Origin of the sequence: Leclercia sp. 119287 (genome assembly GCF_009734485.1) — a bacterium.
GTDB classification, from domain to species: Bacteria; Pseudomonadota; Gammaproteobacteria; order Enterobacterales; family Enterobacteriaceae; genus Enterobacter; species Enterobacter adecarboxylatus_C.
The window spans coordinates 1,250,493-1,271,421 of record NZ_CP046445.1 but is presented as its reverse complement, the minus strand read 5'-3'; the positions used below and the strand labels follow the sequence as shown (position 1 = coordinate 1,271,421).

Sequence of the window (20,929 nt, the reverse complement as noted above, 5' to 3'; positions counted from 1 at the left end):
GCCGCAATGTCGGTGAGCAAGGACATTATTATTGCCCTCGACGAGGGTACCACCAACGCCAAAGCGGTGGCGCTGGACGCAAGCGGTCATGTGGTAGCGAGCTTCTCCCGGGCGCTGGCGATCCAGACCCCGCACGAAGGCTGGGTGGAGCAGTCTGCTGAACTGCTGGTCGAGGCCTCCCTCGAGGTGGTGGCCCGGGCGATTGCCACCGTTGGGGCGGAGAGAGTTGCCGCGCTGGCGATTAGCAATCAGCGTGAAACCGTCGTGGGCTGGTATCGGGCAACCGGCAAGCCCATTGCTCCGGCGCTCAGCTGGCAGTGTTCCCGCACCGCGTCCTTTTGCCATCAGCTACGGGAAAATGGCTACGGGCCGCAGATCAAGGCGGCAACGGGCCTGCCCATCGCCCCGCTGTTCTCGGCCTCTAAAATGCGCTGGCTGCTGGATAATACCCCCGACGGCGCGCAGCGCGCCGCCCGGGGGGAGATCTGCCTCGGCACCGTTGACAGCTGGCTGCTGTGGCAGTTGACCCATGGCCTGTCGTTCAGCTGCGACCACGCCAACGCCGCCCGCACCCAGCTGATGAACCTGCATACCGCCGACTGGGATCCGCAGATGCTGGCGCTGTTTGGCATCCCGCGCGCGGCGCTACCGGATATCAAGCCCTCCAGCGGACTGTTTGGTTACACTTGCGGCTGTCCGTCGATCCCTGACGGACTGCCGGTGATGGCGATGATTGGCGACTCCCACGCTGCGCTCTTTGCCCATGGTCTGGGTGCCGAAGGCTGCGTGAAGGCGACCTACGGCACCGGTTCGTCGGTGATGGCACCGGTCTCCTCCGCCCGCTGCGACGTTAGCGCGCTGGCCACCACCGTGGCGTGGCATGATGGCGACACCCTGGTCTACGGCCTTGAGGGCAATATTCCGCACACCGGCGATGCGGTGGCATGGATGGCGGACAGCACCGGCTTAAGTGAGCTGTCGCAGGCGGAGCTGGCCCATGAGCTGAACACCCTGCCCCGCTCGGTGGACTCCACCCTCGGCGTCTATTTTGTTCCAGCGCTGACCGGTCTTGGCGCCCCCTGGTGGGATGAAAACGCACGCGGCATGATCCACGGCCTGAGCCGGGGCGTGAAGCGGGCGCACCTGATCCGCGCGGCCCTGGAATCGATCGCCTATCAGATTGCCGACGTCGTTGAGGCGATGCGGGTCCATCCGGGCTTTACCCTCAACGGATTGATGGTTGACGGCGGGCCGACGAAAAACGACTGGCTGATGCAGTATCAGGCGGACCTGCTCGGCTGTCCGGTGATGCGCAGCGACGTGCCGGAGCTCTCCGCGATGGGGGCCGCCCTGCTGGCCCGTAAGGCGCTGTTTAACCTGACCACCGCGCAGCTGCGCCAGTATCTGCCGGAACATGTCACTTTTACACCCGACATGGCGCGTCACGCCCGGTTGCAGAGCCGCTGGCAAGCCTGGCAGGAGACCGTTGAACGAGTAAGAACGTAAAAATGCCCCGTCCGGCTCATCACCAGACGGGGCAAAAAAACGGGTGCCTGTACCAAACCGACAACCGGATAAGCGGGGATTGCTCCCCGCATACCGCTACTTCTTCGTTTCGTAAGCGAGAACAGCTTTCACTTCCATATCGCGCTCCTTAAAGCTCACTTCGCATAGCTGCTCGTGAACCAGAAACGTGACGCCCAGCACCGTTAAACTCAGGACCAGGATCGCCGCAAAGGCGTACTTGTTAAGCATGTCATTGCCTCCTTGCTAAGAAGAGGCTACCATCCAAATTGTCTAGGTTTGGAGTGGTAGCCCCGGTTGATGGAAACATCTCCGGGGCTTTTGCTTTCTGACTCACCACACCTGCCTGAGCTCAGAAAGCATCAGGCACCCGCCGCAATATTACTCTCGTATCGCTGAAAAAAGCGCCATTAAACTGTGTATTTAACCAGTAAAATGACGTTTTCAGAATACGTTTAGGATGCCGCTACCATAAATAAAAATGCCCCGTCCGGCTCATCACCAGACGGGGCAAAAAAACGGGTGCCCGAACCAAACCGACAACCGGATAAGCGGGGATTGCTCCCCGCGTACCGCTACTTCTTCGTTTCGTAAGCGAGAACAGCTTTCACTTCCATATCGCGCTCCTTAAAGCTCACTTCGCATAACTGCTCGTGAACCAGAAACGTGACGCCCAGCACAGTTAAACCCAGTACCAGGATCGCCGCAAAGGCGTACTTGTTAAGCATGTCATTGCCTCCTTGCTAAGAAGAGGCTACCATCCAAATTGTTTGGGTTTGGAGTGGTAGCCCCGGTTGATGGAAACATCTCCGGGGCTTTTGCTTTCTGACCCACCACACCCGCCTGAGCTCAGAAAGCATCAGGCACCCGCCGCTATATTACTCCCGTATCGTCTAAAAAATCGCCTTTTAACTGTATATTTAACCAGTAAAATAACCTTTTCGGAATACGTTCAGATTGCCGGGAAATCAGGCGGTTTCCGGGCGCACATGAAACGTCTCAAGGCGTCTGATTTGCCGTCCCTCAGCATCAAAATTGTCCGCGGCCAGCCAGCCGCGAATGGCCGCGTCCCGCTCCGGCCATTCGCTGTCAATGATGGATAACATATCGCTGTCGCGGTTGCGGCCTTTACGTACCAGTTTCTGCCGCAGCCGCCCTTCCCAGACAAAGCCCAGCCGCTCGGCGGCCCGACGCGAAGCAATGTTCATCGAATCGCACTTCCACTCCAGTCGACGGTAGCCCCGTTCAAAGCCATACTTCAGCAGCAGCCAGACGGCTTCGGTGCCGAGCGGGCTGTTTTTCATTTTCCGCGACCATGTGACATGACCAATCTCCACCGAGCCCAGCTGCTGTTCAATCGCCATATAACAGACCAGCCCAACGGCGCGCTCGCTGCGGCGATCGATCACCGCAAAAGGCACCAGTCCCACATCCTGCACCTTGACCTGCAACCAGTCGACGGTAGCTTCTACGCTGGCAGGTTGATTGCTGGCAAGCCAGGTCCAGTCGCTGTCGTCGCCCAGCGCGTACGCCTCGAACAGATCCACCGCATGCTCTACCGCATCCAGCGGTTCAAGACGGCAAAAACGCCCTTCCAGTACCCCACGCTCCAACACGCTGGCCCCCTGCCAGCCGGGAACAGGATCGTTAACGGTCTGCCCCCAGATATTGATTTCCGGCACGCTCTCCCCCTTTTGTTTGTTAATAGATTGTTATTTCACAATACAGGATTGCCTGCATAACGGTACCGCTGGCCCCGCTAATAACTATAAATAATTCATTATGCGCTACGGGAATAAGCTAAGCAGAATTAAGACTTTCCTAATTTCTGTCCGCCCCCCTAACGTAACGGTCTATAAAACAATCAAAAACAAGACGTTCAGGGATCGTTATGACCAAAAAACTACTGCCGTTACTGGTGCTGGCTGCGCTGACAGCAACCGCCCATGCCGCTACGCCACCTGATACGCTGGTTGTCGCTCAGGGTCTGGATGACATTGTGAGCCTCGATCCGGCCGAAGCCAACGAGCTCTCCAGTATCCAGACCGTGCCCAGCCTGTATCAGCGCCTGGTGCAGCCTGACCGCGATAACCCGGAAAAAATCACCCCGATCCTGGCCGAAAGCTGGGAGGCGGATGCGGCAGCAAAAACCCTGACCATCAAGCTGAAGCCGGACGCGAAATTTGCCTCCGGCAACCCGCTGCGTGCGGAAGATGTCATCTTCTCGTATACCCGCGCCATCACCCTGAACAAGTCCCCGGCCTTTATTCTTAACGTGCTGGGCTGGGAGCCGGGCAACATCGCCAGCCAGCTGAAAAAGGTGGATGATCACACGCTGCAGCTGCACTGGACGGCAGACGTGAGTCCGGCCGTTGCGCTGAATATCCTCTCCACGCCGATTGCCTCCATCGTGGATGAAAAGCTGGTCACCGCCAATGTCAAAGGCGATGACTTTGGCAACGCCTGGCTGAAGATGCACTCTGCAGGCAGCGGCGCGTATAAAATGCGCGTCTACCAGCCGCATCAGGCCATCGTGCTGGAAGCCAACGCCAGCGCGCCGGGCGGCGCACCGAAGCTGAAAAATATTATTATCAAAAACGTGCCGGATCCGGCCTCCCGTCGCCTGCTGATCGAGCAGGGTGACGCCGATGTCGCCCGCGATCTCGGTGCTGACCAGGTGGGTGCCCTCACCGGCAAACCGGGCGTCACCGTGCTGAGCATCCCCTCTGCGGAGCAGAACTACCTGGTGTTTAACGCCGGCAACAGCGCCAACCCCCTGCTGAATAACCCGGCCTTCTGGGAAGCGTCACGCTGGCTGGTGGATTATGAAGGCATCACCAAAGATCTGCTGAAAGGCCAGTACTTTGTCCACCAGAGCTTCCTGCCGGTAGGCCTGCCAGGCGCTCTGGAGAATAACCCGTTCAAATTTGATCCGGCTAAAGCGAAAGAGATTCTGGCGAAAGCGGGTATCAAAGACGCGCACTTCACCCTCGATGTGGAGAACAAACCGCCGTTTATCACTATCGCCCAGTCGATGCAGGCGAGCTTTGCCCAGGGTGGCGTGAAGATCGAGCTCCTGCCAGCGGCCGGTAGCCAGGTGTATGCCCGCGTGCGGGCCAAACAGCACCAGGCCGCTATCCGTCTGTGGATCCCGGATTACTTCGACGCCCACTCCAACGCCAGCGCCTTCGCGTGGAATGACGGCAAATCCAGCACCGTGGCCGGGCTTAACGGCTGGCAGATCCCGGAACTCAACAAAGCCACGCTGGCGGCAGTGGCCGAGCCGGATCCGGCCAAACGCCTCGACCTGTATAAGCAGATGCAGGAGCAGCTGCAGCAGACCTCGCCGTACGTGTTTGTCGATCAGGGCAAAACCCAGATTGTGGTGCGTGATAACGTGAAGGGTTATCAGCAGGGGCTCAATGCGGATATGGTCTGGTACGATAAGGTCACGAAATAGCCCAGTATGTCGGCCACGTACATGCGCTCATCGCCCGGCGGCGCTGCGCTTGCACGGGCCTACAAAACCTCTCCACGCACGATGATATTTTGTAGGCCGGGTAAGGCGAAGCCGCCACCCGGCATGAAGAGATCTCCCATGCCACATCTTTCCACCCGCGTGCTCCAGGGCCTGCTGACCCTGTTCCTCACGCTGCTCGGGCTTTTGCTCGTGACCTTTGCGCTCTCTGCGCTCTCGCCGGTTGATCGCGTTTTGCAGATCGTCGGCGATCATGCCAGCCAGTCCACCTACGATCAGGTTCGCCACCAGCTCGGGCTGGATCGGCCGCTGCCGGTGCAGTTCTGGCACTATCTGGTTAATCTGGTGCAGGGCGACCTCGGCACCGCCAGTGCCACCGGGCAGCCGGTGCTGCAGGATCTGCTGCACGCCTTCCCGGCCACCCTGGAGCTGGCCACCCTGGCGCTGATCCTGGGTTCCCTGCTGGGGGTGATGGCCGGGGTGCTGTGCGCCCGTTATGTCGGTTCGCCGCTCGACTTGGTTATCCGCACCCTCACCCTGCTCGGCAACTCGGTGCCCATTTTCTGGCTCGGGCTGCTGATGCTGGCGCTGTTCTACGCGAAGCTGCAGTGGAGCGCCGGGCCCGGCAGGCTGGATGATATCTGGCAATATACCGTTGAGCCGCGCAGCGGATTTGCGCTGATCGACACCTGGCTTTCCGGCGACATGGCGGCCTTTAAAAACGCCGTCAGCCATCTGGTTTTGCCGGTGCTGCTGCTGGCCTACTATTCGCTGGCGAGCATCACCCGCCTGACGCGCTCCGCGTGCCTGAGCGAGATGAACAAAGAGTACATCCTGCTGGCACGAGCCAAAGGGGCGGGTGAGATGACCATTCTGCTGCGCCACGTGCTGCCCAATATTCGCAGCACCCTGCTCACCGTGATTGCGCTGGCCTACACCAGCATGCTGGAGGGCGCGGTGTTAACCGAGACCGTCTTCTCGTGGCCGGGAATTGGTCGCTACCTCACCACCGCCCTGTTCGCCGGGGATACCACCGCCATCATGGGCGGAACGCTGCTGATCGGCGTCTGTTTCGTGCTGATCAATAATCTGACCGACCTGCTGGTGCGGTTCACTGACCCAAGGGTGCGCTGATGCCGTTTTATCTGTTTTTACGACGTCTGCGCCGCTCGCCGGCGGCATTCTGCGGGCTGGTCATCATTACCCTGCTGCTGCTGGTGGCGCTGTTCGCCCCGTGGCTGGCCCCGGTCGATCCGAACTGGCAGGACGCCGCTGCACGACTGCAGGCCCCCAATGCCCAGCACTGGCTCGGCACCGACAGCTACGGCCGCGACCTGCTCTCACGCTTAATTTATGGCAGCCGTCCGGCGCTGGGACTGGTGGCGCTGGTCACCGTTATCACCCTGCCCGCCGGGCTGCTGGTAGGAATTTTATCCGGCTACTACGGCGGCTGGCTGGAACGGGTGTTAATGCGCTTTACCGACGTGGTGATGTCGATGCCGCGTCTGATCCTCGCCTTTGCCTTTGTCGCCATGCTCGGTCCAGGGCTGGTCAACGGCGCGCTGGCGCTGGCGTTAACCACCTGGCCGGCCTACGCCCGGCAGGCGCGCAGCGAGATCCAGCGTCTGCGCCACAGCGACTATCTGGCGGCGGCCGAAATGATGGGCATTCGCGGTTTTCGCCTGCTGCTGGGGCATCTTCTGCCGCTGTGTCTGCCCTCGGCCATCGTGCGTCTGGCGCTCGATCTGGCCGGGATTATCCTGGCGGCGGCCGGGCTGGGCTTCCTCGGCCTCGGCGCACGTCCCCCGATGGCGGAATGGGGGGCGATGATTGCCGACGGGATGCAGGTCATTTTCGATCAGTGGTGGATTGCCGCTATTCCGGGCGGAGCGATCCTGATTGCCAGCCTGGCCTTTAACCTGCTGGGCGACGGCCTGCGCGACGTGCTGGAGCCACAACATGACTGAACCCCGCATTATTGTCGATTCCCTGACGATTGATTATCCCGCCGCGCGGGTGGTTAACAACGTCAGCTTTACCCTGGGCAATGAGCGGCTGGCGCTGGTCGGGGAATCCGGCTCGGGCAAGTCGATGACCGCCCGGGCACTGATGGGGCTGGTGCGCAAGCCAGGCCGGGTCAGCGCACAGCGGCTCAATGTGCTGGGGCACGATCTCACTACCCTGTCGCCGCGCGGCTGGCGACAACTTCGCGGTAACGAGATTGCGATGGTGCTTCAGGATCCGCGCTACGCCCTCAACCCGGTGAAAAACGTGCTGGCGCAGCTGGATGAGGCCTTAACCCTGCACCAGAAACTGTCGCGACGGGAACGGCTGGAGCGCATCCGGGAGATGATCCACGCCGTGGGTCTGACCGACGCGGTGCTCAGCCGCTATCCGGGGGAACTCTCCGGCGGCATGGGCCAGCGGGTGATGATTGCCATTGCGCTGATCAACAACCCGCGGGTGCTGATTGCCGATGAACCCACCTCCGCGCTCGACGCCCGCCTGCGTAACCAGATCCTCGCGCTGCTGGTGGAGCAGTGCGCGCAACGCCAGATGGCGATGCTGCTGATTAGCCACGATTTGCCGCTGGTGGCGGAGCATTGCGATCGCGTGCTGGTGATGTATCAGGGCGAAAAGGTGGATGAGATGGCAGCGAGCCAGCTGCCTCAGGCCACCCATCCTTATACGCAAACGCTGTGGACCTGCCGCCCTGCTGCCAACACGTTCGGGCAGATGCTGCCGACGCTCGACCGCACTCAGCCCTGGAAGGAGGTGACTCATGGCACTCGTTAACGTAGAACAGCTACAGGTGACCTTCGGGGAGAAAACGGCGGTTTCTGCCGCCAGCTTTACGATTGAGCAAGGTGAAACCTTCAGCCTGATCGGTGAATCGGGCTGCGGGAAATCGACCATTCTGCGGGTGCTGGCCGGGCTACAGCGCCAGTGGCACGGCAATATTCAGGTGCTGGGGGACAAACTCCAGCCCGGGGTACGTTTTACCGGCTCGCTGCGCCGCAACGTACAGATGGTGTTTCAGGATCCCTGGGCTTCGCTGCACCCTAATCACACCATCTCGCGCACCCTGGCGGAGCCGTTACGGATCCACGGTGAAACGCAGATTGCGGAAAAGGTGGCGGAGGCGCTGCAGCAGGTGGGGCTGGCTGCCGATGCGGGCAAGCGCTATCCCCACCAGCTCTCCGGCGGGCAGCGTCAGCGTGTGGCAATTGCCCGGGCGCTGCTGTTACGCCCGCAGCTTCTGCTGCTGGATGAGCCTACCTCGGCGCTGGATATGTCGGTGCAGGCCGAAATTCTCAACCTGCTGAATCGCCTGAAACAGCAGCACGGGATGACCTACCTGCTGGTGAGCCATGATGCGGATGTGATTGCCCATATGTCGGATCGGGCGGCGTTTATGGCGGGAGGTGTGATCCAGCGTTTCTTTGACCGTGAGGCCTTAAAAGCAGGTGAACATCGGATGAACCAGGGGTAGTGCCCGGCGGCGCTGCGCTTGCACGAGCCTACAATTTCGGCCGGGTAAGGCGTAGCCGCCCCCCGGCAGTGCAGATTACACCAGGTTCTTAAGCTGTTTTACCGTAGCATCAATGTCGATTTCATCTTCGGAGAAAATGAACGTTTTGCCCTGGAAGGTGGTGATCGCCAGTTTTTTCAACGTGCGTATCTCGCCTGTTTTCGCGGCTGATTTTGGGGCGATATTTCCCATCAGGCTCTTCACCGACAGCACCTCTTTATCCAGTTTGGTGTCGGCAGACTCTTCTTCGCTGTACACCAGGTAAGACTTGATGGAGGTGATCTTATGACGCTCGCCATCAATGAAGATGTATTTGCTTTCCGGTATCACTTTAACCGCAAACGCTGACAACCCCTTGTTGTTGGTGGTGGGTTCAAACGTCACCGCGGCATCTTTCTTAATCAGATCAGGGTTGGCGACCTTAATCACATGAAAATAGCGGTTGTCGCCGTTTTCATCTTTGATAAATCCAAAACCCTTATCTTCAAACCAGGTTGTGATTGTTCCGTTCATCGCCATCGCCGTTACCGCCCAATTAATCGTTTATCAACTCAATTTTTGCCGCGCGCAGTGTAAAGCACAACGCCTGCGCAGACTACGTCTTTCACGCAGGAACTACTCATTGCCCCACTGATTGAGGAAATTGGCAATATCATCGATACGCTGCGCGTTGATACCCGCTTCCACCGCCATCTCGGTCTGCGCCTCTTCGCTGATCTCTTCGTTATTCATCAAGCGGGTGATCAGCAGCTGGAAATAGAGCGCCAGCGGATCGCGTTCGGCTTCGCTTACCGGGGTGGCGGCTTCCGTCGTGTACTCATCCACGATGTCATAATATTTAATCGGTACGTCGTTGCTCATAAGTGTTCCTCAGGATGTCAGATGCTGCCTGATAATAGCATTCTCCCGCGTTTTTTTCTGGCATCCCTGCCGGATAACCTTAGATCCAGACATCGTTTTCAGCGGTGCGCGCTCCGCCTTCGTGTCCGGTATTCAGGACGCCGCAAGGCTCGATCATCATCATTTTCACTGTCTCTTCCGCAGAGGTTTTATGCTCAACGCCTTTGGGAACCACGTACATCTCTCCCGGATGAATGAGGATATGCCCGTCGCGAAAATCGATCCGTAAAACGCCCTCGATAACAATAAAGGCTTCATCGGTCTCCGGGTGGGCGTGCCAGATAAAATCACCGGAAATTTTGACGATTTTAAACTGGTAATCATTCATCTGAGCGATGACTTTCGGCTGCCAGTGTTCCTCGAACAGAGCAAATTTATCTTCAAGATTAACAGGGCAATACATGGTGACTCTCCATCAGGGTTAGGAAGAGTCCAGGATAGGACAGAGGCGTGGCGACCGTCATGAACGATCGTGCAACTCAGGCGCGGTCGTTTTTGATAAATTTTTGCCAGCGTCCCGGTGAAATCCCCAGAGTTTTAATAAACTGGCGCGTCATATGGCTCTGATCGGCAAATCCTGCCTCGATGGCGGCCTCTGCCAGCGGCACGCCCGCCAGCATCAGATGACGGCAGTATTCAAGACGGCGCATCGTCACATAGCGATACGGGCTGGTGCCGTAAAGTGTGCGAAAATCCCGGCTCAGGCTCCAGCGATCCTTCCCACTCACGGCGGATAGCTCATCCAGGGTAATCGGCTTAGTAAACTCTGACTGGATATATTGGCGTGCTCGTTCTGCCGAAGGATAGTCATATACGCGTCTGCGAAAACGCTGCCCTCCTACGACAGCCAGAGTCCGGGCCATCAGGCGGTATCACCCGCTGCGTACCCTCTTCTTCACGCCGCGTACGGCCCAGCCCAGCAGAGGAAGATGTTCATAAATCATCTCTCCGGCATCGTAGTAATCGCGCTGGCGAACGATCATATCGTCCTCAATTTCCACGAATGAGCACCCCGGCAAAGAGAGCGTTTCACCTCCGGCCATCCGCGGATGTGACCAGTGCATGGTCCATGTCACGACAAAACGCCGGGCGTCATACAGAGGGGGATCGAGGGTGAAGCGGCATGAGTCGACGTTAGCCAGCAGGTGCATGAAATAGCGCTGGATCGAAAACAGTCCTTTGTGCTCGCCAAAAGGATCGAAAAGTATGGCGTTAGCATCATAGAGCGCGACAAGCGCCGAGGGGGGCTGGTTATCCAGATCGGCGTAGTAATCTACAAATCTGTCGATGACGGATGGCAGTGCGCTCATAAATCCTACCCTGTATTTGAACAACATCGTGGTTGCGGCATAGTTAAAACTTACACAACCAATGTATTTTGTCCAAGTTTAGGCTTTTCTATTTTTTAATGACAGCGCTCACCCGCTGCCAATGCCTTCACCTGCCCGGAGCGAGATCCCCCCGTTGTCTATACTCAACTCATCACAGACAACGGAGTGCGCTATGCCTTTACCCGACTTTCATTCCTCTGAACCCTATACCCTGGGCATCGAACTGGAGCTGCAGGTGGTTAACCCGCCGGGCTACGATCTTAGCCAGGACTCCTCCGCCCTGATCGACGCCGTGAAAAACGACATCAAAGCCGGAGAGGTGAAGCATGACATCACCGAAAGCATGCTCGAGATCGCCACCGGGGTATGCCACAACATCGACCAGGCGGCGGCGCAGTTCTCCGCCATGCAGCAGAGCATCCTGCGCGCCGCGGCGGAGCACCATATCCGGATCTGCGGCGGCGGCACGCATCCGTTTCAGAAATGGCAGCGTCAGGAGGTGTGCGAGGACGAGCGTTATAACGCCACGCTGGAGCGCTTTGGCTATCTGATTTTGCAGGCCACGGTATTCGGCCAGCACGTCCACGTGGGGTGTCGCACCGGCGATGACGCCATTTACCTGCTGCACGGCCTGTCGCGCTTCGTGCCGCACTTTATCGCCCTGGCGGCAACCTCGCCCTACATGCAGGGCACCGACACGAAGTTTGCTTCATCGCGCCTCAATATCTTCTCGGGGTTCCCGGATAACGGCCTGATGCCGTGGGTTAACAGCTGGCAGGAGTTCGAGGGTCTGTTTCGTCGCCTGAGCCACACCAGCATGATCGACAGCATCAAAGATTTGCACTGGGACATTCGCCCCAGCCCGCATTTTGGCACCGTGGAGGTGCGGGTGATGGATACGCCGCTCACCCTCGCCCATGCCATCAATATCGCCGGGCTGATTCAGGCCACCTCGCACTGGCTGCTGACCACGCGGCCTTATAAGCATCAGGAAGCGGATTTTCTGCTGTACCGCTTTAACCGTTTTCAGGCCTGTCGCTACGGGTTAGCGGGGATCCTGACGGACGTGCATACCGGAGAGCAGAAAACCATTGCTGAGGATCTCGCCTGGCTGCTGGAGCGCGTGGCGCCGTCTGCGGAGAAGCTGGGCGCGACGAGCGCGATTCAGGAGATTGGCCTGATGCTGAAGCAGGGCAAGAGCGAGGCGCAGCGCATGCGGGACTTTATCGCAGACGGTGGCTCGCTCATCTCCTTAGTGCAAAAACATGCCGAGCTGTGGGCGACTAATCCGTAAGCCGGTGCCCCCACTCGCGCAGGCGCTGGAACAGCACAAACAGCGCCGGGATAAAGACAATCCCCACCACGGTGGCCACCAGCATGCCGCTGAACACCGTGGTGCCGATGATGCGGCGGCTCTGGGCACCGGCTCCGGTCGCCAGCATCATCGGCAGGACCCCGATAATGAACGACACGGCGGTCATCATCACTGCCCGGAAGCGGCGGGACGCCCCCTCGCGGGCAGCATCGACAATTGCCACTCCCTCCATGCGCCGCGCGCGGGCAAACTCGACGATCAGGATGGCGTTCTTGGCGGCAAGGGCGATCAGCAGCACCAGCCCAATCTGCACGTAGACGTCGTTGGCGTACCCCGCTATCCACAGCCACACCAGCGCCCCGCCGAGGGCAAACAGCACCGAGAGCATCACGCTCGCCGGCAGCGTCCAGCTTTCGTACTGGGCGACGAGGAACAGCCACGCCATGACCACCGCCGCCAGCACAATCCAGATCGCCTGGTTGCCGGTCTGCTGCTCCTGATACGACATGCCGCTCCAGGCGTAGTCGTATCCGGTGGGCAGATTCTCTGCCAGAAGCTGCCCCATCACCGCCATCGCCGAACTGCTGCTCACCCCATCCGCTGCTGAGCCGCTCACCGACACCGACGGGAACTGGTTGTACTGCTGCACAAACGGCGCACCGACGGTCGGGGTGATGGTGACGAGATTGCTCAGGCGTATCCGCTCGCCGTTATTGCTGCGCACGAACAACTCGCTGATTTGCTCCGCGCGCTCGCGCCACTGCATCTCGTTTTGCATCACCACGTGGTAGACGCGATTGTTGACGCTGAAATCCCCGGCGCGGGTGCCGCCAAAGGCGGTTTGCAGGCTGCTGAAGATGCGCGACACCGGCACGTCGAGGCGTGCAGCCCGCTCGCGGTCAACGGTTAGGGTCAACTGGGGCACGTTGCTGCTCCAGGTGGTGAACACCCGGCTCAGCTGCGGGTGCTGGTTGGCTTTCGCCAGCACCTCCCGGGTGACGCGTTCCAGCTCCGCCGGGCTCTGCCCCGCCTGGGCCTGAATGCGCAGGTCGAAGCCGGAGGCGTTGCCCAGCCCCGGCAGCGTCGGGGGCGCGAAGGTCATGATGGTCGCTTCCGGCAGGGCCAGCAATTGGCGCTGCAATGTGCCCATCACCGCATCCAGCGGTGGCCGCTCGCTCCAGTCCTTCAGCATCACGGAGATAAAGCCGCCGTTGGAGGCGCTGGTGCCGTTGAGAATGTTGAACCCGGAGACCTGAATCACGTCCTCCACCGCCGGATTTTTGGCGATCAGCGCCCGCGCCGTCGCCATCACCGCTTCGGTCCGTTCCAGCGAGGCCGACTCCGGCAGCTGGACGCTGGCGAAGAAGTAGCCCTGATCTTCCTTGGGCAGGAAGCCTTTTGGCATCGACATAAAGCTGAACGCGACGACAGCCGCCGCGCCTGCGGTCGCCAGCAGCGCCAGCCACGGGCGCAGGTTTAAAACGTTCACGATGCGGGTGTAGAAACCGCGCGTGGCGTCCAGTCCGCGGTTGAAGGTGCGATAGACTGCCGCCGGGCGCGCAGGGCGCGGGCGCAGCAGCATCGCACAGAGCGCGGGCGTCAGGGTCAGCGCCACCAGGCTTGAGAGCGTCACTGCGGTGGAGAGCGTGACCGCAAACTGGCGATACAGCTCGCCGACAATTCCCGGCAGCAGCGCTACCGGCACAAACACCGCCAGCAGCACCAGGGTGGTGGCAATCACCGGCCCGGCAATCTGCCGCAGCGCCTGGGCGGTGGCCGCCGTGCGGCTCTGCCCTTCCGCCATCAGCGTTTCGACGCTCTCCACCACCACGATGGCGTCATCCACCACCATGGTCAGGGCCAGAATAATGGCGAACAGGCTGAGGGTGTTGGCGGAATAACCCAGCGTATAGAGCACCGCAAAGGTGCCCACCAGCGACACCGGAATGGCGAGCGCGACAATCAGCGTCGCGCGCCAGCTTTGCAGGAACAGGGAAACCACCACCACCACCGCCAGCAGGGTCAGCGCCAGCGAAACGCCAATCTCCTTGATGGTGGCCGCAACAAAGGAGGTAGTGTCGAATTTCACTTCGTACGTCAGATCGTCCGGGAAGCGTGCGGACAAACGTTCCAGCTCGGCGCGCACCCCGTCAGCCACGCGCAGGGCGTTGGCGGACGGCGTGGGGTAGATGCCGAGGTAGGCGGAGTCATGCCCGTTCAGCTGTGCGCCGGAGCTGTAGCTGCGGGAGCCGAGTTCAATGGTGGCGACATCCTTCAGGCGCACCAGCTGGCCCATCTCCCCCGCGCGGATAATGATCCCGGCGAAATCTTCAGCCTGATTTAAGCGCCCCAGCCCGTTAATGGTCAGGGTCTGCTGCTGGCCGTTAAACACCGGTGGCGTGCCGACCTGGCCTGCCGCCCCCTGCACGTTCTGCTCCCGCAGCGCCTGGGCCACGTCGTCGGTGGTGACGTTCAGGGCGTTCATGCGGTCCGGACGCAGCCAGATGCGCATGCTGTAGTCCCGCGCGCCAAACATCTGCACCTGCCCAACGCCCGGCAGGCGGGACAGCGCCTCACGCAGCTGGGTGCTGGCGTAGTTGCTGACGAACAGCGGCGTGTGGGTGTTGTTCGGTGAGTAAAGGCTTACCCCCATCATCAGGTTGGTGGCGCGCTTGCGCACCTGCACGCCGTTTTGCTGCGCCTCGGCGGGAAGCTGCGCCACGGCCTGCGCGACGCGGTTTTGCACGTCGATGGCGGCTAAATCGGGGTCCGTTCCTGCGGCAAAGGTGATGTTCAGGCTGTAGCTGCCTTCGTCCGAGCTGGTGGATTCCATATAGAGCATGTGGTCCACGCCGTTCAGCTGGGTCTCCAGCGGCGTGGCGATGGCTTCCGCCACGTCAGCCGCGCTGGCACCGGGCCATGACGCTGACACATTCACGACCGGGGGCGTGATCTGCGGATACTGCTCCACCGGAATCATCCTCAGCGCAATAGCCCCCAGCAGGGTGATGACCAGCGCGATCACCATTGCGAAGCGCGGGCGTTTGATGAAAAACGTCAGCATGGTGGCTCCTTAATTGAGTATCTGCACGGCAGCGCCTGGCTGCACGCGCTGCGCGCCGTCAGTAATCGCTCGCTCACCGGACGCGATGCCGGAGGCAATCTGAAACTGCTGGCCGATCTGCCCGGCAAGGGTCAGCGGGCGTTGTTCGGCTTTGCCGTCGGCGTTAACCACCCAGGCAAAGAAGCCGTCGCCGTTTTGCTGCACCGCCGCGGCGGGCAGGGTCAGCACCGGCTGAACGCTTGCCGGGCGCAGATACAGGTTTACGTTGCCGCCGGGCAATAGCTGATGGCGCGGGTTGGCGAACTCGGCGCGCAGCATCACGCTGGCGGTGCGCGGGTCGATGCGGTTATCCACAGACGTCAGTTCCCCGCTGATGCGCTGACCGTTGCTGTCTATCAGCACCTGCCAGGCCTGCTTCATGGCGCGAATGTCCGAATGCTGCCCGGCTTTAGTGGCGAAGGCTCCCTCCTCCAGCGCAAAGGCAATGCGGATCGGGTCGAGCTGCACCACCTCCACCAGCACGCCGCTGGCCGGGTTCACGAGGCTGCCCACGTGGAAGTTGCTGTGTCCCACGCGGCCATCAATGGGCGAGGTAATGCGGGTGTACGCCAGGGTGACGTTACGGGTTTCAAGTCGGGCTTTCGCCTGCTCAAGCGCGGCGCGGGCGACGTCGCGCTGCATGCGGGCGTTATCCACGTCGTGACGACTGATGGCGTTGTTACTGCCCAGGCTCTCAAAGCGGGAGAGCTGCTGCTGCGCCTGACGCAGGGTGGCTTCTGCGCTCCTGACTTCGGCCTGCGCCAGGCGCAGGGCGGCCCGCGGCTCGGCGTCGTCCAGCTCGAACAGCACGTCGCCCTTTTTCACGTACTGCCCGTCGCGGAAGTGCACCCGGGCGATCACGCCCTCCGTGCGGGCCCGCAGTTCAACGGTGTGTATGGCTTCGACGCGGCCCGGGATCTGGCGCTCGGCGGCGTGGGCGGTCTGCTCCACGGTGGCGACGCGCACGGGGATGGTGGCGGCAAAGGCGGTTTGCAGGGCGCAGGCGAGGAGTACGCACAGGAAGGTCAGTTTCATGGGGATTATCTCTGAATATGACCCTCTCCCCTGTAGGGAGAGGGTGAGGGGTAAGGTTTTAGGTTATGCAGCCTTACGGAACCTGCGGGTCAGGCGCTTCTCGATTTCGACGATGAAGAACATCACGCTCGCCATCCCCAGGGTGACGCCCCAGTAGCGCAGCGGCAGGGCTTCGGTGCCGAACAGCATCTGCATAAACGGCAGGTAGATAATCGCCAGCTGCAGCAGAAGCAGCACGCCCGTCACCAGCCAGATCCCTTTGTTTAACAGCAGGCCGCGGTTCAGGGAGAAGCCCCCGGTGTTGCGGCAGTTAATCATGTAGACCCACTGGGCACAGACCAGCATCTGCAGCAGCACGGTACGGATAAACTCGGCGCTGTGGCCGCGCGGGGCCAGCCAGGCTTCCAGCGCAAAGGCGGCGACGGCAATCAGGGTACCGACGAAGGCCACGCGCCAGACGGCGTAGGCATCCATCACGTGCTGCCCGGTCTGACGCGGTGGACGACGCATGATGTTGCGCTCGGCGGCTTCAAAGGCCAGTCCGAAAGAGAGCGTGGCGGAGGTCGCCATGTTCATCCACAGGATCAGCACCGGCGTCAGCGGAATGATGTTCCCCGCCAGCAGGGCAATCACAATCAGCAGCCCCTGCGCGAGGTTGGTCGGCATGATGAACAGAATGGTCTTCTTCAGGTTGTCGTAGACGCGACGGCCCTCTTTTACCGCACTGGCAATGGTGGCGAAGTTGTCGTCGGTCAGCACCATGTCGGCGGCTTCTTTGGTCACTTCGGTGCCCTTGATGCCCATGGCAATGCCCACGTCCGCCTGGCGCAGGGCCGGGGCGTCGTTCACGCCGTCGCCGGTCATGCCGACGATCTCGCCCTGCTCCTGCAAGGCCTTCACCAGACGCAGCTTATGCTCCGGGCTGGTACGGGCGAAGATGTCGTACTCCCCCGCCGCTTTTGCCAGCCCGGCATCATCCATATGCTCCAGCTGATAGCCGGTTACCGCCTGGGCGCTGTTGGCGATCCCCAGCATCTGCCCGATGCTCATCGCCGTCTGCGGGTGATCCCCGGTGATCATCTTCACGCGGATCCCCGCCTGCTGGCAGGCGTGAATGGCGTCGATCGCCTCCGGGCGCGGTGGATCCATCATCCCGGCGATGCCGAGGAAGATCAGGCCGTGGCTGAGGTCGTCGTGGGTCAGCTCCTGTTCACCGTTCGCCGGTTTGAACGCCGCGGCCACCATGCGCAGCCCCTGGCGGGCATAGCGCTCCATCTCGGTTTCCCAGTACGCGCGGTTAAAGGCTTCTGCGCCGTTACGGGTCTGCTGCTCTGCGCACAGGGCGAAAATGACGTCCGGCGCGCCGGTGATCAGGATCTGCTCCTCGCTGCCAATCTGGTAGTGGGTGCTCATGTACTTGTACTGCGAGTCGAACGGGATCTTGTTGAGCAGCGTGGTCATCACCGGCATGAGGTGGGCTTTCGCTGCCAGTACCTTCAGCGCGCCTTCGGTCGGCCCACCGGTAATGCTCCACAGGCCGCGCTCGTCCTGAATCATCTGGCTGTCGTTACACAGGTCAATGGTGCGCAGATACTGTTCCAGCACGGTGCCCGGCTGGATCTGTACCGGCTCGTCGCTGCCCTCAAGGCAGATATTGCCTTCCGGGGAATAGCTGTCACCCTCGACGCGGTAGCAGCTGTCAGCGGTGATGATCGCTTTGACGGTCATCTCGTTCATGGTCAGGGTGCCGGTTTTATCCGAGCAGACCACGGTCATCGCCCCTAACGTCTCTACGGTAGGCAGCTTGCGGATGATGGCCCGCTTACGCGCCATCGCCTGCACGCCCAGCGACAGGATAATCGAGATGATGGCTGGCAGACCTTCCGGCACCGCGGCCACCGCCAGGCTGATTAACGACAGCAGCAGTTCGCCGAGCGGCATATCACGCAGCAGCAGGCTGAAGACAAAGAGCGCGGCCATCATCGCCATAATCAGGCCGAAGATGGCTTTGCCGAGCTTGTCCATCTGCACCAGCAGCGGGGTGCGGTGTTTTTCAATTCCGGCCATCATCTGGTTGATGTGGCCCAGCTCGGTCTGCTGGCCAGTGGCAATCACCACACCCAGGCCGCCGCCCGCGCTGACGGTGGTGCCGGAAAACAGCAGATTGGTGCGGTCGCCCAGGGTTAATTCCCCGGTCAGAGGCAGAATATGTTTATCGACCACCGTAGATTCGCCGGTGAGGATCGCCTCTTCCACGCGTAAATTATGCGCCTCGATCACCCGCACATCTGCCGGAATACGATCTCCGGCGCGCAGGACAATAATATCCCCGGGAACTATTTCAGTTATCGGTATTATTTCATGGCCCCCTTCGCGAATAACGCGCGCATCGCTGGCAAGCATATTTCGGATACTGCTCAGGGATTTTTCGGCGTTACTCTCCTGAATATGACCAATTAAGGCATTAATCACCGCCACACCCAGAATCACCAGAGTATCGACCCAGTGGCCCATTATTGCGGTTAACACCGCGGCGGCCAGCAGGACGTAAATTAAGACGTCGTTAAAATGGGCCAGAAAACGCAGCCACGCCGGTCTGGCTTTTTTTTCCGGCAGGGCATTGGGCCCATGCTGATCCAGGCGCGCCTGGGCTTCTGCGCGGCTCAGGCCAGCCATAGTGCTGCGCTGCGCCGCGAGGGCCTGCTCGACGGTCTGCTGATAAGCCTGCGTCGGTGCGTGGTCCGCCGTGGACGGTGGCGTGTGAGAGTGATGTACTTTGGTCATATTTCAGCTCCTTTAGTTCGCAGTGAGCAAAAGCCTGAATTCCATTTCTGCTTTTATAAATCGTCAGGCGTTAATTTAATGGGTTGTCACGGCAATTAATTTAACGCACTATTATTTCTGTCGATGGCATTAAACAGAAAACGTTTCATTTCAATGCGGTGATTTTTACAAATTATTTCTAAACCTAAACTAAACGAGGGGTCAGCATGTTTGGAATTTATCGCGGGCGTCGCCTGGCGTTATATATTATCGCAGCCATTGTTATTGCGACGTTAATTGGATATAGCACTTATACCTTTGTAAAACTATTTTCCGGCGGGTGACAATAATTTACATTAACGCAGGTTAATTGAATTAGCGGGTATCTGGCAGGGGAATATCAGCAAATTAGCGGGCGATTATTTATCGCCCGCGAACCTGATAGATGATATTGCTTTACGAAGCCCTATCCGGGAGAATGTTATTTTTAACTGACGATTAACATAATCATGAGACACCCGTTAGAAACACTGTTAACGGCAGGCGGCATCTTGCTGATGGCCTTTCTCTCCGTTCTGCTGCTGCCTGCACCTTCGCTGGGGCTGGTGGTGGCACAGAAGCTGATGAGCACCTTCCATCTGATGGATCTCAACCAGCTTTACACCATTATCTTCTGCCTGTGGTTTTTACTGCTCGGCACCGTTGAGTTCTTTGTCCTACGCTTCATCTGGCGCCGCTGGTTTTCGCAGGCCGATTAATCTCAGCGATCCGCCGTATCTCCCCTGAATGCGTCCCGTTCAGGGAGAACGTCTCATCACGGGCATAATCATTCTATCAATAAATGATTTTTTATCATTTATAATCAATGGCATATAAGAAATAATCAAAATCCGATTTCCCCCGCCTGAGCACCGCAACAAAACCCGTTAATGCTAATCTTGTCCGCCCCTTTCACCACGTAACATTGCCGTTACGTAGAGTTAATATCAGCACAAGGATGTCATGATGCGACAAAAAGGACTGTCCCTATTTTTAATGTTATCCGCTGGCCTGCCGTGGGCCGGCGCGCAAGCGTCAATCATTAACTTATCCCCGGAAAGCTTTTCCGCAGCCTTATCTATGGGCATTCTCGCTGGCGAATCACACGAGCGGGTGTATAACGCCTCTACGGGCCATCAACAGAGCGAGCTGGACTGGAAATTAAAAAATTCGCCGGTGATTAAAGGAGAGCTCTCGTGGGACATTTTCCCGCGGCTCACGCTCACTGCCCGCGGCTGGACGACCCTTGCCTCCAGCGGATCGCATATGGATGATTACGACTGGATGGATCCCAACCAGGAGAGCCCGACAGACTGGTCAACCCATCCGGCAAGCCGCCTCAATCATGCCAACGAATTTGACCTGAGTGCCAAGGGCTGGTTGCTGAAGCAGGAAAATTACCGGCTTGGCGCAATGCTTGGCTATCAAAAAACCCGCTTTAGCTGGTCATCCCATGGCGGGACCTACAGTTACGGCAACGGCGAAATGACCGGCGAGTACCCGGATAACGATCGCGGTATCTCGTACAAACAGCGTTTTGGTGTCGCCTATGCTGGCCTTGTGGGAATGTATCGCTATGAGAATATTGAGATCAATGGTCAGGTCAGATATAGCCCGTGGGTACGCGCCAGAGATAATGACGAGCATTACGATCGCCAGTTCACCTACCGCGATGAAGCCAATAATGCCGATTATTATGCCGCAATGGTGGATGTGGGCTACTACGTGACGCCGAATGCCAAAGTGTTCGCGGAATTTAGCTGGACGCGCTATGACGAGGGAAAAGGCGGTACCGAAATCAGGGATAACCTGCTCGGGGGACCTTCCTTATATGTGCATGGCGATGCGGCGGGGATCGAAAACGAAAACTATGTTTTCGTCGTCGGCCTGCAGTATCGTTTCTAAAATA

General features: G+C 59.4%; 19 protein-coding genes and 1 pseudogene. 9 read left to right on the top strand and 11 right to left on the bottom strand.

Going from position 1 to position 20,929, the window contains the following annotated elements; genetic code table 11:
* The first annotated feature begins 6 nt into the window (after positions 1–6).
* Positions 7–1,506 carry an FGGY family carbohydrate kinase gene (locus GNG27_RS06140; protein ID WP_156263156.1) on the top strand — a complete coding sequence of 500 codons (1,500 nt, stop codon included), beginning with the start codon at positions 7–9 and terminating at the stop codon, positions 1,504–1,506.
* A gap of 96 nt (positions 1,507–1,602) precedes the next feature.
* Here the strand turns inward: GNG27_RS06140 and GNG27_RS06135 are convergent, their stop codons facing one another.
* The 3 genes from GNG27_RS06135 to GNG27_RS06125 form a co-directional block, all read right to left on the bottom strand.
* Positions 1,603–1,755, bottom strand: a complete 153-nt coding sequence (locus GNG27_RS06135) for a Hok/Gef family protein (RefSeq protein ID WP_142488559.1) — start codon at positions 1,753–1,755, stop codon at positions 1,603–1,605.
* Between the two features lie 344 nt (positions 1,756–2,099).
* Positions 2,100–2,252 (bottom strand): Hok/Gef family protein, encoded by a 153-nt coding sequence (locus GNG27_RS06130; RefSeq protein WP_106992266.1) that lies wholly within the window; start codon positions 2,250–2,252, stop codon positions 2,100–2,102.
* A gap of 240 nt (positions 2,253–2,492) precedes the next feature.
* Positions 2,493–3,206 (bottom strand): GNAT family N-acetyltransferase, encoded by a 714-nt coding sequence (locus GNG27_RS06125; protein ID WP_156263155.1) that lies wholly within the window; start codon positions 3,204–3,206, stop codon positions 2,493–2,495.
* A 209-nt stretch (positions 3,207–3,415) separates the two neighbouring features.
* Between GNG27_RS06125 and GNG27_RS06120 the strand changes: the two genes are divergently transcribed.
* The 5 genes from GNG27_RS06120 (at position 3,416) to GNG27_RS06100 (ending at position 8,495) form a co-directional block, all read left to right on the top strand.
* Positions 3,416–4,984, top strand: coding sequence for an ABC transporter substrate-binding protein (locus GNG27_RS06120; protein WP_156263154.1), 1,569 nt, complete (start codon positions 3,416–3,418; stop codon positions 4,982–4,984).
* 138 nt (positions 4,985–5,122) lie between these two features.
* Positions 5,123–6,136 (top strand): ABC transporter permease, encoded by a 1,014-nt coding sequence (locus GNG27_RS06115; protein WP_142488551.1) that lies wholly within the window; start codon positions 5,123–5,125, stop codon positions 6,134–6,136.
* A complete protein-coding gene (locus GNG27_RS06110; protein WP_142488549.1) occupies positions 6,136–6,969 on the top strand; it encodes an ABC transporter permease in 834 nt (277 codons plus the stop codon). Before GNG27_RS06115 ends, GNG27_RS06110 begins: the two co-directional genes overlap by 1 nt.
* Positions 6,962–7,798 (top strand): ABC transporter ATP-binding protein, encoded by an 837-nt coding sequence (locus GNG27_RS06105; protein ID WP_156263153.1) that lies wholly within the window; start codon positions 6,962–6,964, stop codon positions 7,796–7,798. Before GNG27_RS06110 ends, GNG27_RS06105 begins: the two co-directional genes overlap by 8 nt.
* Positions 7,785–8,495, top strand: coding sequence for an ABC transporter ATP-binding protein (locus GNG27_RS06100; protein ID WP_156263152.1), 711 nt, complete (start codon positions 7,785–7,787; stop codon positions 8,493–8,495). Before GNG27_RS06105 ends, GNG27_RS06100 begins: the two co-directional genes overlap by 14 nt.
* A gap of 75 nt (positions 8,496–8,570) precedes the next feature.
* Here the strand turns inward: GNG27_RS06100 and GNG27_RS06095 are convergent, their stop codons facing one another.
* From GNG27_RS06095 to GNG27_RS06075, 5 genes and pseudogenes are all read right to left on the bottom strand, one after another.
* Positions 8,571–9,053 carry a cold-shock protein gene (locus tag GNG27_RS06095; protein ID WP_156263151.1) on the bottom strand — a complete coding sequence of 161 codons (483 nt, stop codon included), beginning with the start codon at positions 9,051–9,053 and terminating at the stop codon, positions 8,571–8,573.
* A 96-nt stretch (positions 9,054–9,149) separates the two neighbouring features.
* Positions 9,150–9,395 (bottom strand): YmjA family protein, encoded by a 246-nt coding sequence (locus GNG27_RS06090; protein ID WP_142488543.1) that lies wholly within the window; start codon positions 9,393–9,395, stop codon positions 9,150–9,152.
* A gap of 79 nt (positions 9,396–9,474) precedes the next feature.
* A complete protein-coding gene (locus tag GNG27_RS06085) occupies positions 9,475–9,837 on the bottom strand; it encodes a cupin domain-containing protein (protein ID WP_156263150.1) in 363 nt (120 codons plus the stop codon).
* Between the two features lie 76 nt (positions 9,838–9,913).
* Positions 9,914–10,297, bottom strand: a pseudogene (locus GNG27_RS06080) (helix-turn-helix domain-containing protein); the annotation flags it as partial.
* Between the two features lie 9 nt (positions 10,298–10,306).
* Positions 10,307–10,744, bottom strand: a complete 438-nt coding sequence (locus tag GNG27_RS06075) for a nuclear transport factor 2 family protein (protein ID WP_156263148.1) — start codon at positions 10,742–10,744, stop codon at positions 10,307–10,309.
* A gap of 193 nt (positions 10,745–10,937) precedes the next feature.
* Here GNG27_RS06075 and GNG27_RS06070 point away from each other — a divergent pair, with 193 nt between their 5' ends.
* Positions 10,938–12,059 carry a YbdK family carboxylate-amine ligase gene (locus GNG27_RS06070; protein WP_142488541.1) on the top strand — a complete coding sequence of 374 codons (1,122 nt, stop codon included), beginning with the start codon at positions 10,938–10,940 and terminating at the stop codon, positions 12,057–12,059.
* On the opposite strand, the gene GNG27_RS06065 is transcribed toward GNG27_RS06070, so the two are convergent.
* From GNG27_RS06065 to GNG27_RS06055, 3 genes are all read right to left on the bottom strand, one after another.
* Entirely contained in the window at positions 12,049–15,144 is a 3,096-nt protein-coding gene (locus GNG27_RS06065; RefSeq protein WP_156263147.1) for an efflux RND transporter permease subunit, read from the bottom strand. The two genes, GNG27_RS06070 and GNG27_RS06065, sit on opposite strands and share 11 nt — an antisense overlap.
* A 9-nt stretch (positions 15,145–15,153) precedes the next feature.
* A complete protein-coding gene (locus tag GNG27_RS06060; RefSeq protein WP_156263146.1) occupies positions 15,154–16,218 on the bottom strand; it encodes an efflux RND transporter periplasmic adaptor subunit in 1,065 nt (354 codons plus the stop codon).
* A gap of 63 nt (positions 16,219–16,281) precedes the next feature.
* Positions 16,282–19,002: a cation-transporting P-type ATPase gene (locus GNG27_RS06055; RefSeq protein ID WP_156263145.1), complete on the bottom strand. Its 2,721-nt coding sequence runs from the start codon at positions 19,000–19,002 to the stop codon at positions 16,282–16,284.
* Positions 19,003–19,490: 488 nt separating this feature from the next.
* Between GNG27_RS06055 and GNG27_RS06050 the strand changes: the two genes are divergently transcribed.
* Both GNG27_RS06050 and GNG27_RS06045 read left to right on the top strand, forming a co-directional pair.
* A complete protein-coding gene (locus tag GNG27_RS06050; protein ID WP_142488536.1) occupies positions 19,491–19,739 on the top strand; it encodes a DUF1158 domain-containing protein in 249 nt (82 codons plus the stop codon).
* Positions 19,740–19,983: 244 nt separating this feature from the next.
* Positions 19,984–20,925, top strand: a complete 942-nt coding sequence (locus tag GNG27_RS06045) for an omptin family outer membrane protease (protein WP_370462886.1) — start codon at positions 19,984–19,986, stop codon at positions 20,923–20,925.
* The last annotated feature ends 4 nt before the right edge of the window (positions 20,926–20,929 follow it).

Excerpts from the sequence above, each read along its gene's own strand:
- GNG27_RS06140 (WP_156263156.1), top strand. The coding sequence starts at position 7 with ATGTCGGTGAGCAAGGACATTATTATTGCCCTCGACGAGGGTACCACC.
- GNG27_RS06135 (WP_142488559.1), bottom strand. The coding sequence starts at position 1,755 with ATGCTTAACAAGTACGCCTTTGCGGCGATCCTGGTCCTGAGTTTAACG.
- GNG27_RS06130 (WP_106992266.1), bottom strand. The coding sequence starts at position 2,252 with ATGCTTAACAAGTACGCCTTTGCGGCGATCCTGGTACTGGGTTTAACT.
- GNG27_RS06120 (WP_156263154.1), top strand. The coding sequence starts at position 3,416 with ATGACCAAAAAACTACTGCCGTTACTGGTGCTGGCTGCGCTGACAGCA.
- GNG27_RS06115 (WP_142488551.1), top strand. The coding sequence starts at position 5,123 with ATGCCACATCTTTCCACCCGCGTGCTCCAGGGCCTGCTGACCCTGTTC.
- GNG27_RS06110 (WP_142488549.1), top strand. The coding sequence starts at position 6,136 with ATGCCGTTTTATCTGTTTTTACGACGTCTGCGCCGCTCGCCGGCGGCA.
- GNG27_RS06105 (WP_156263153.1), top strand. The coding sequence starts at position 6,962 with ATGACTGAACCCCGCATTATTGTCGATTCCCTGACGATTGATTATCCC.
- GNG27_RS06100 (WP_156263152.1), top strand. The coding sequence starts at position 7,785 with ATGGCACTCGTTAACGTAGAACAGCTACAGGTGACCTTCGGGGAGAAA.
- GNG27_RS06095 (WP_156263151.1), bottom strand. The coding sequence starts at position 9,053 with ATGGCGATGAACGGAACAATCACAACCTGGTTTGAAGATAAGGGTTTT.
- GNG27_RS06090 (WP_142488543.1), bottom strand. The coding sequence starts at position 9,395 with ATGAGCAACGACGTACCGATTAAATATTATGACATCGTGGATGAGTAC.
- GNG27_RS06085 (WP_156263150.1), bottom strand. The coding sequence starts at position 9,837 with ATGTATTGCCCTGTTAATCTTGAAGATAAATTTGCTCTGTTCGAGGAA.
- GNG27_RS06075 (WP_156263148.1), bottom strand. The coding sequence starts at position 10,744 with ATGAGCGCACTGCCATCCGTCATCGACAGATTTGTAGATTACTACGCC.
- GNG27_RS06070 (WP_142488541.1), top strand. The coding sequence starts at position 10,938 with ATGCCTTTACCCGACTTTCATTCCTCTGAACCCTATACCCTGGGCATC.
- GNG27_RS06065 (WP_156263147.1), bottom strand. The coding sequence starts at position 15,144 with ATGCTGACGTTTTTCATCAAACGCCCGCGCTTCGCAATGGTGATCGCG.
- GNG27_RS06060 (WP_156263146.1), bottom strand. The coding sequence starts at position 16,218 with ATGAAACTGACCTTCCTGTGCGTACTCCTCGCCTGCGCCCTGCAAACC.
- GNG27_RS06055 (WP_156263145.1), bottom strand. The coding sequence starts at position 19,002 with ATGACCAAAGTACATCACTCTCACACGCCACCGTCCACGGCGGACCAC.
- GNG27_RS06050 (WP_142488536.1), top strand. The coding sequence starts at position 19,491 with ATGAGACACCCGTTAGAAACACTGTTAACGGCAGGCGGCATCTTGCTG.
- GNG27_RS06045 (WP_370462886.1), top strand. The coding sequence starts at position 19,984 with ATGATGCGACAAAAAGGACTGTCCCTATTTTTAATGTTATCCGCTGGC.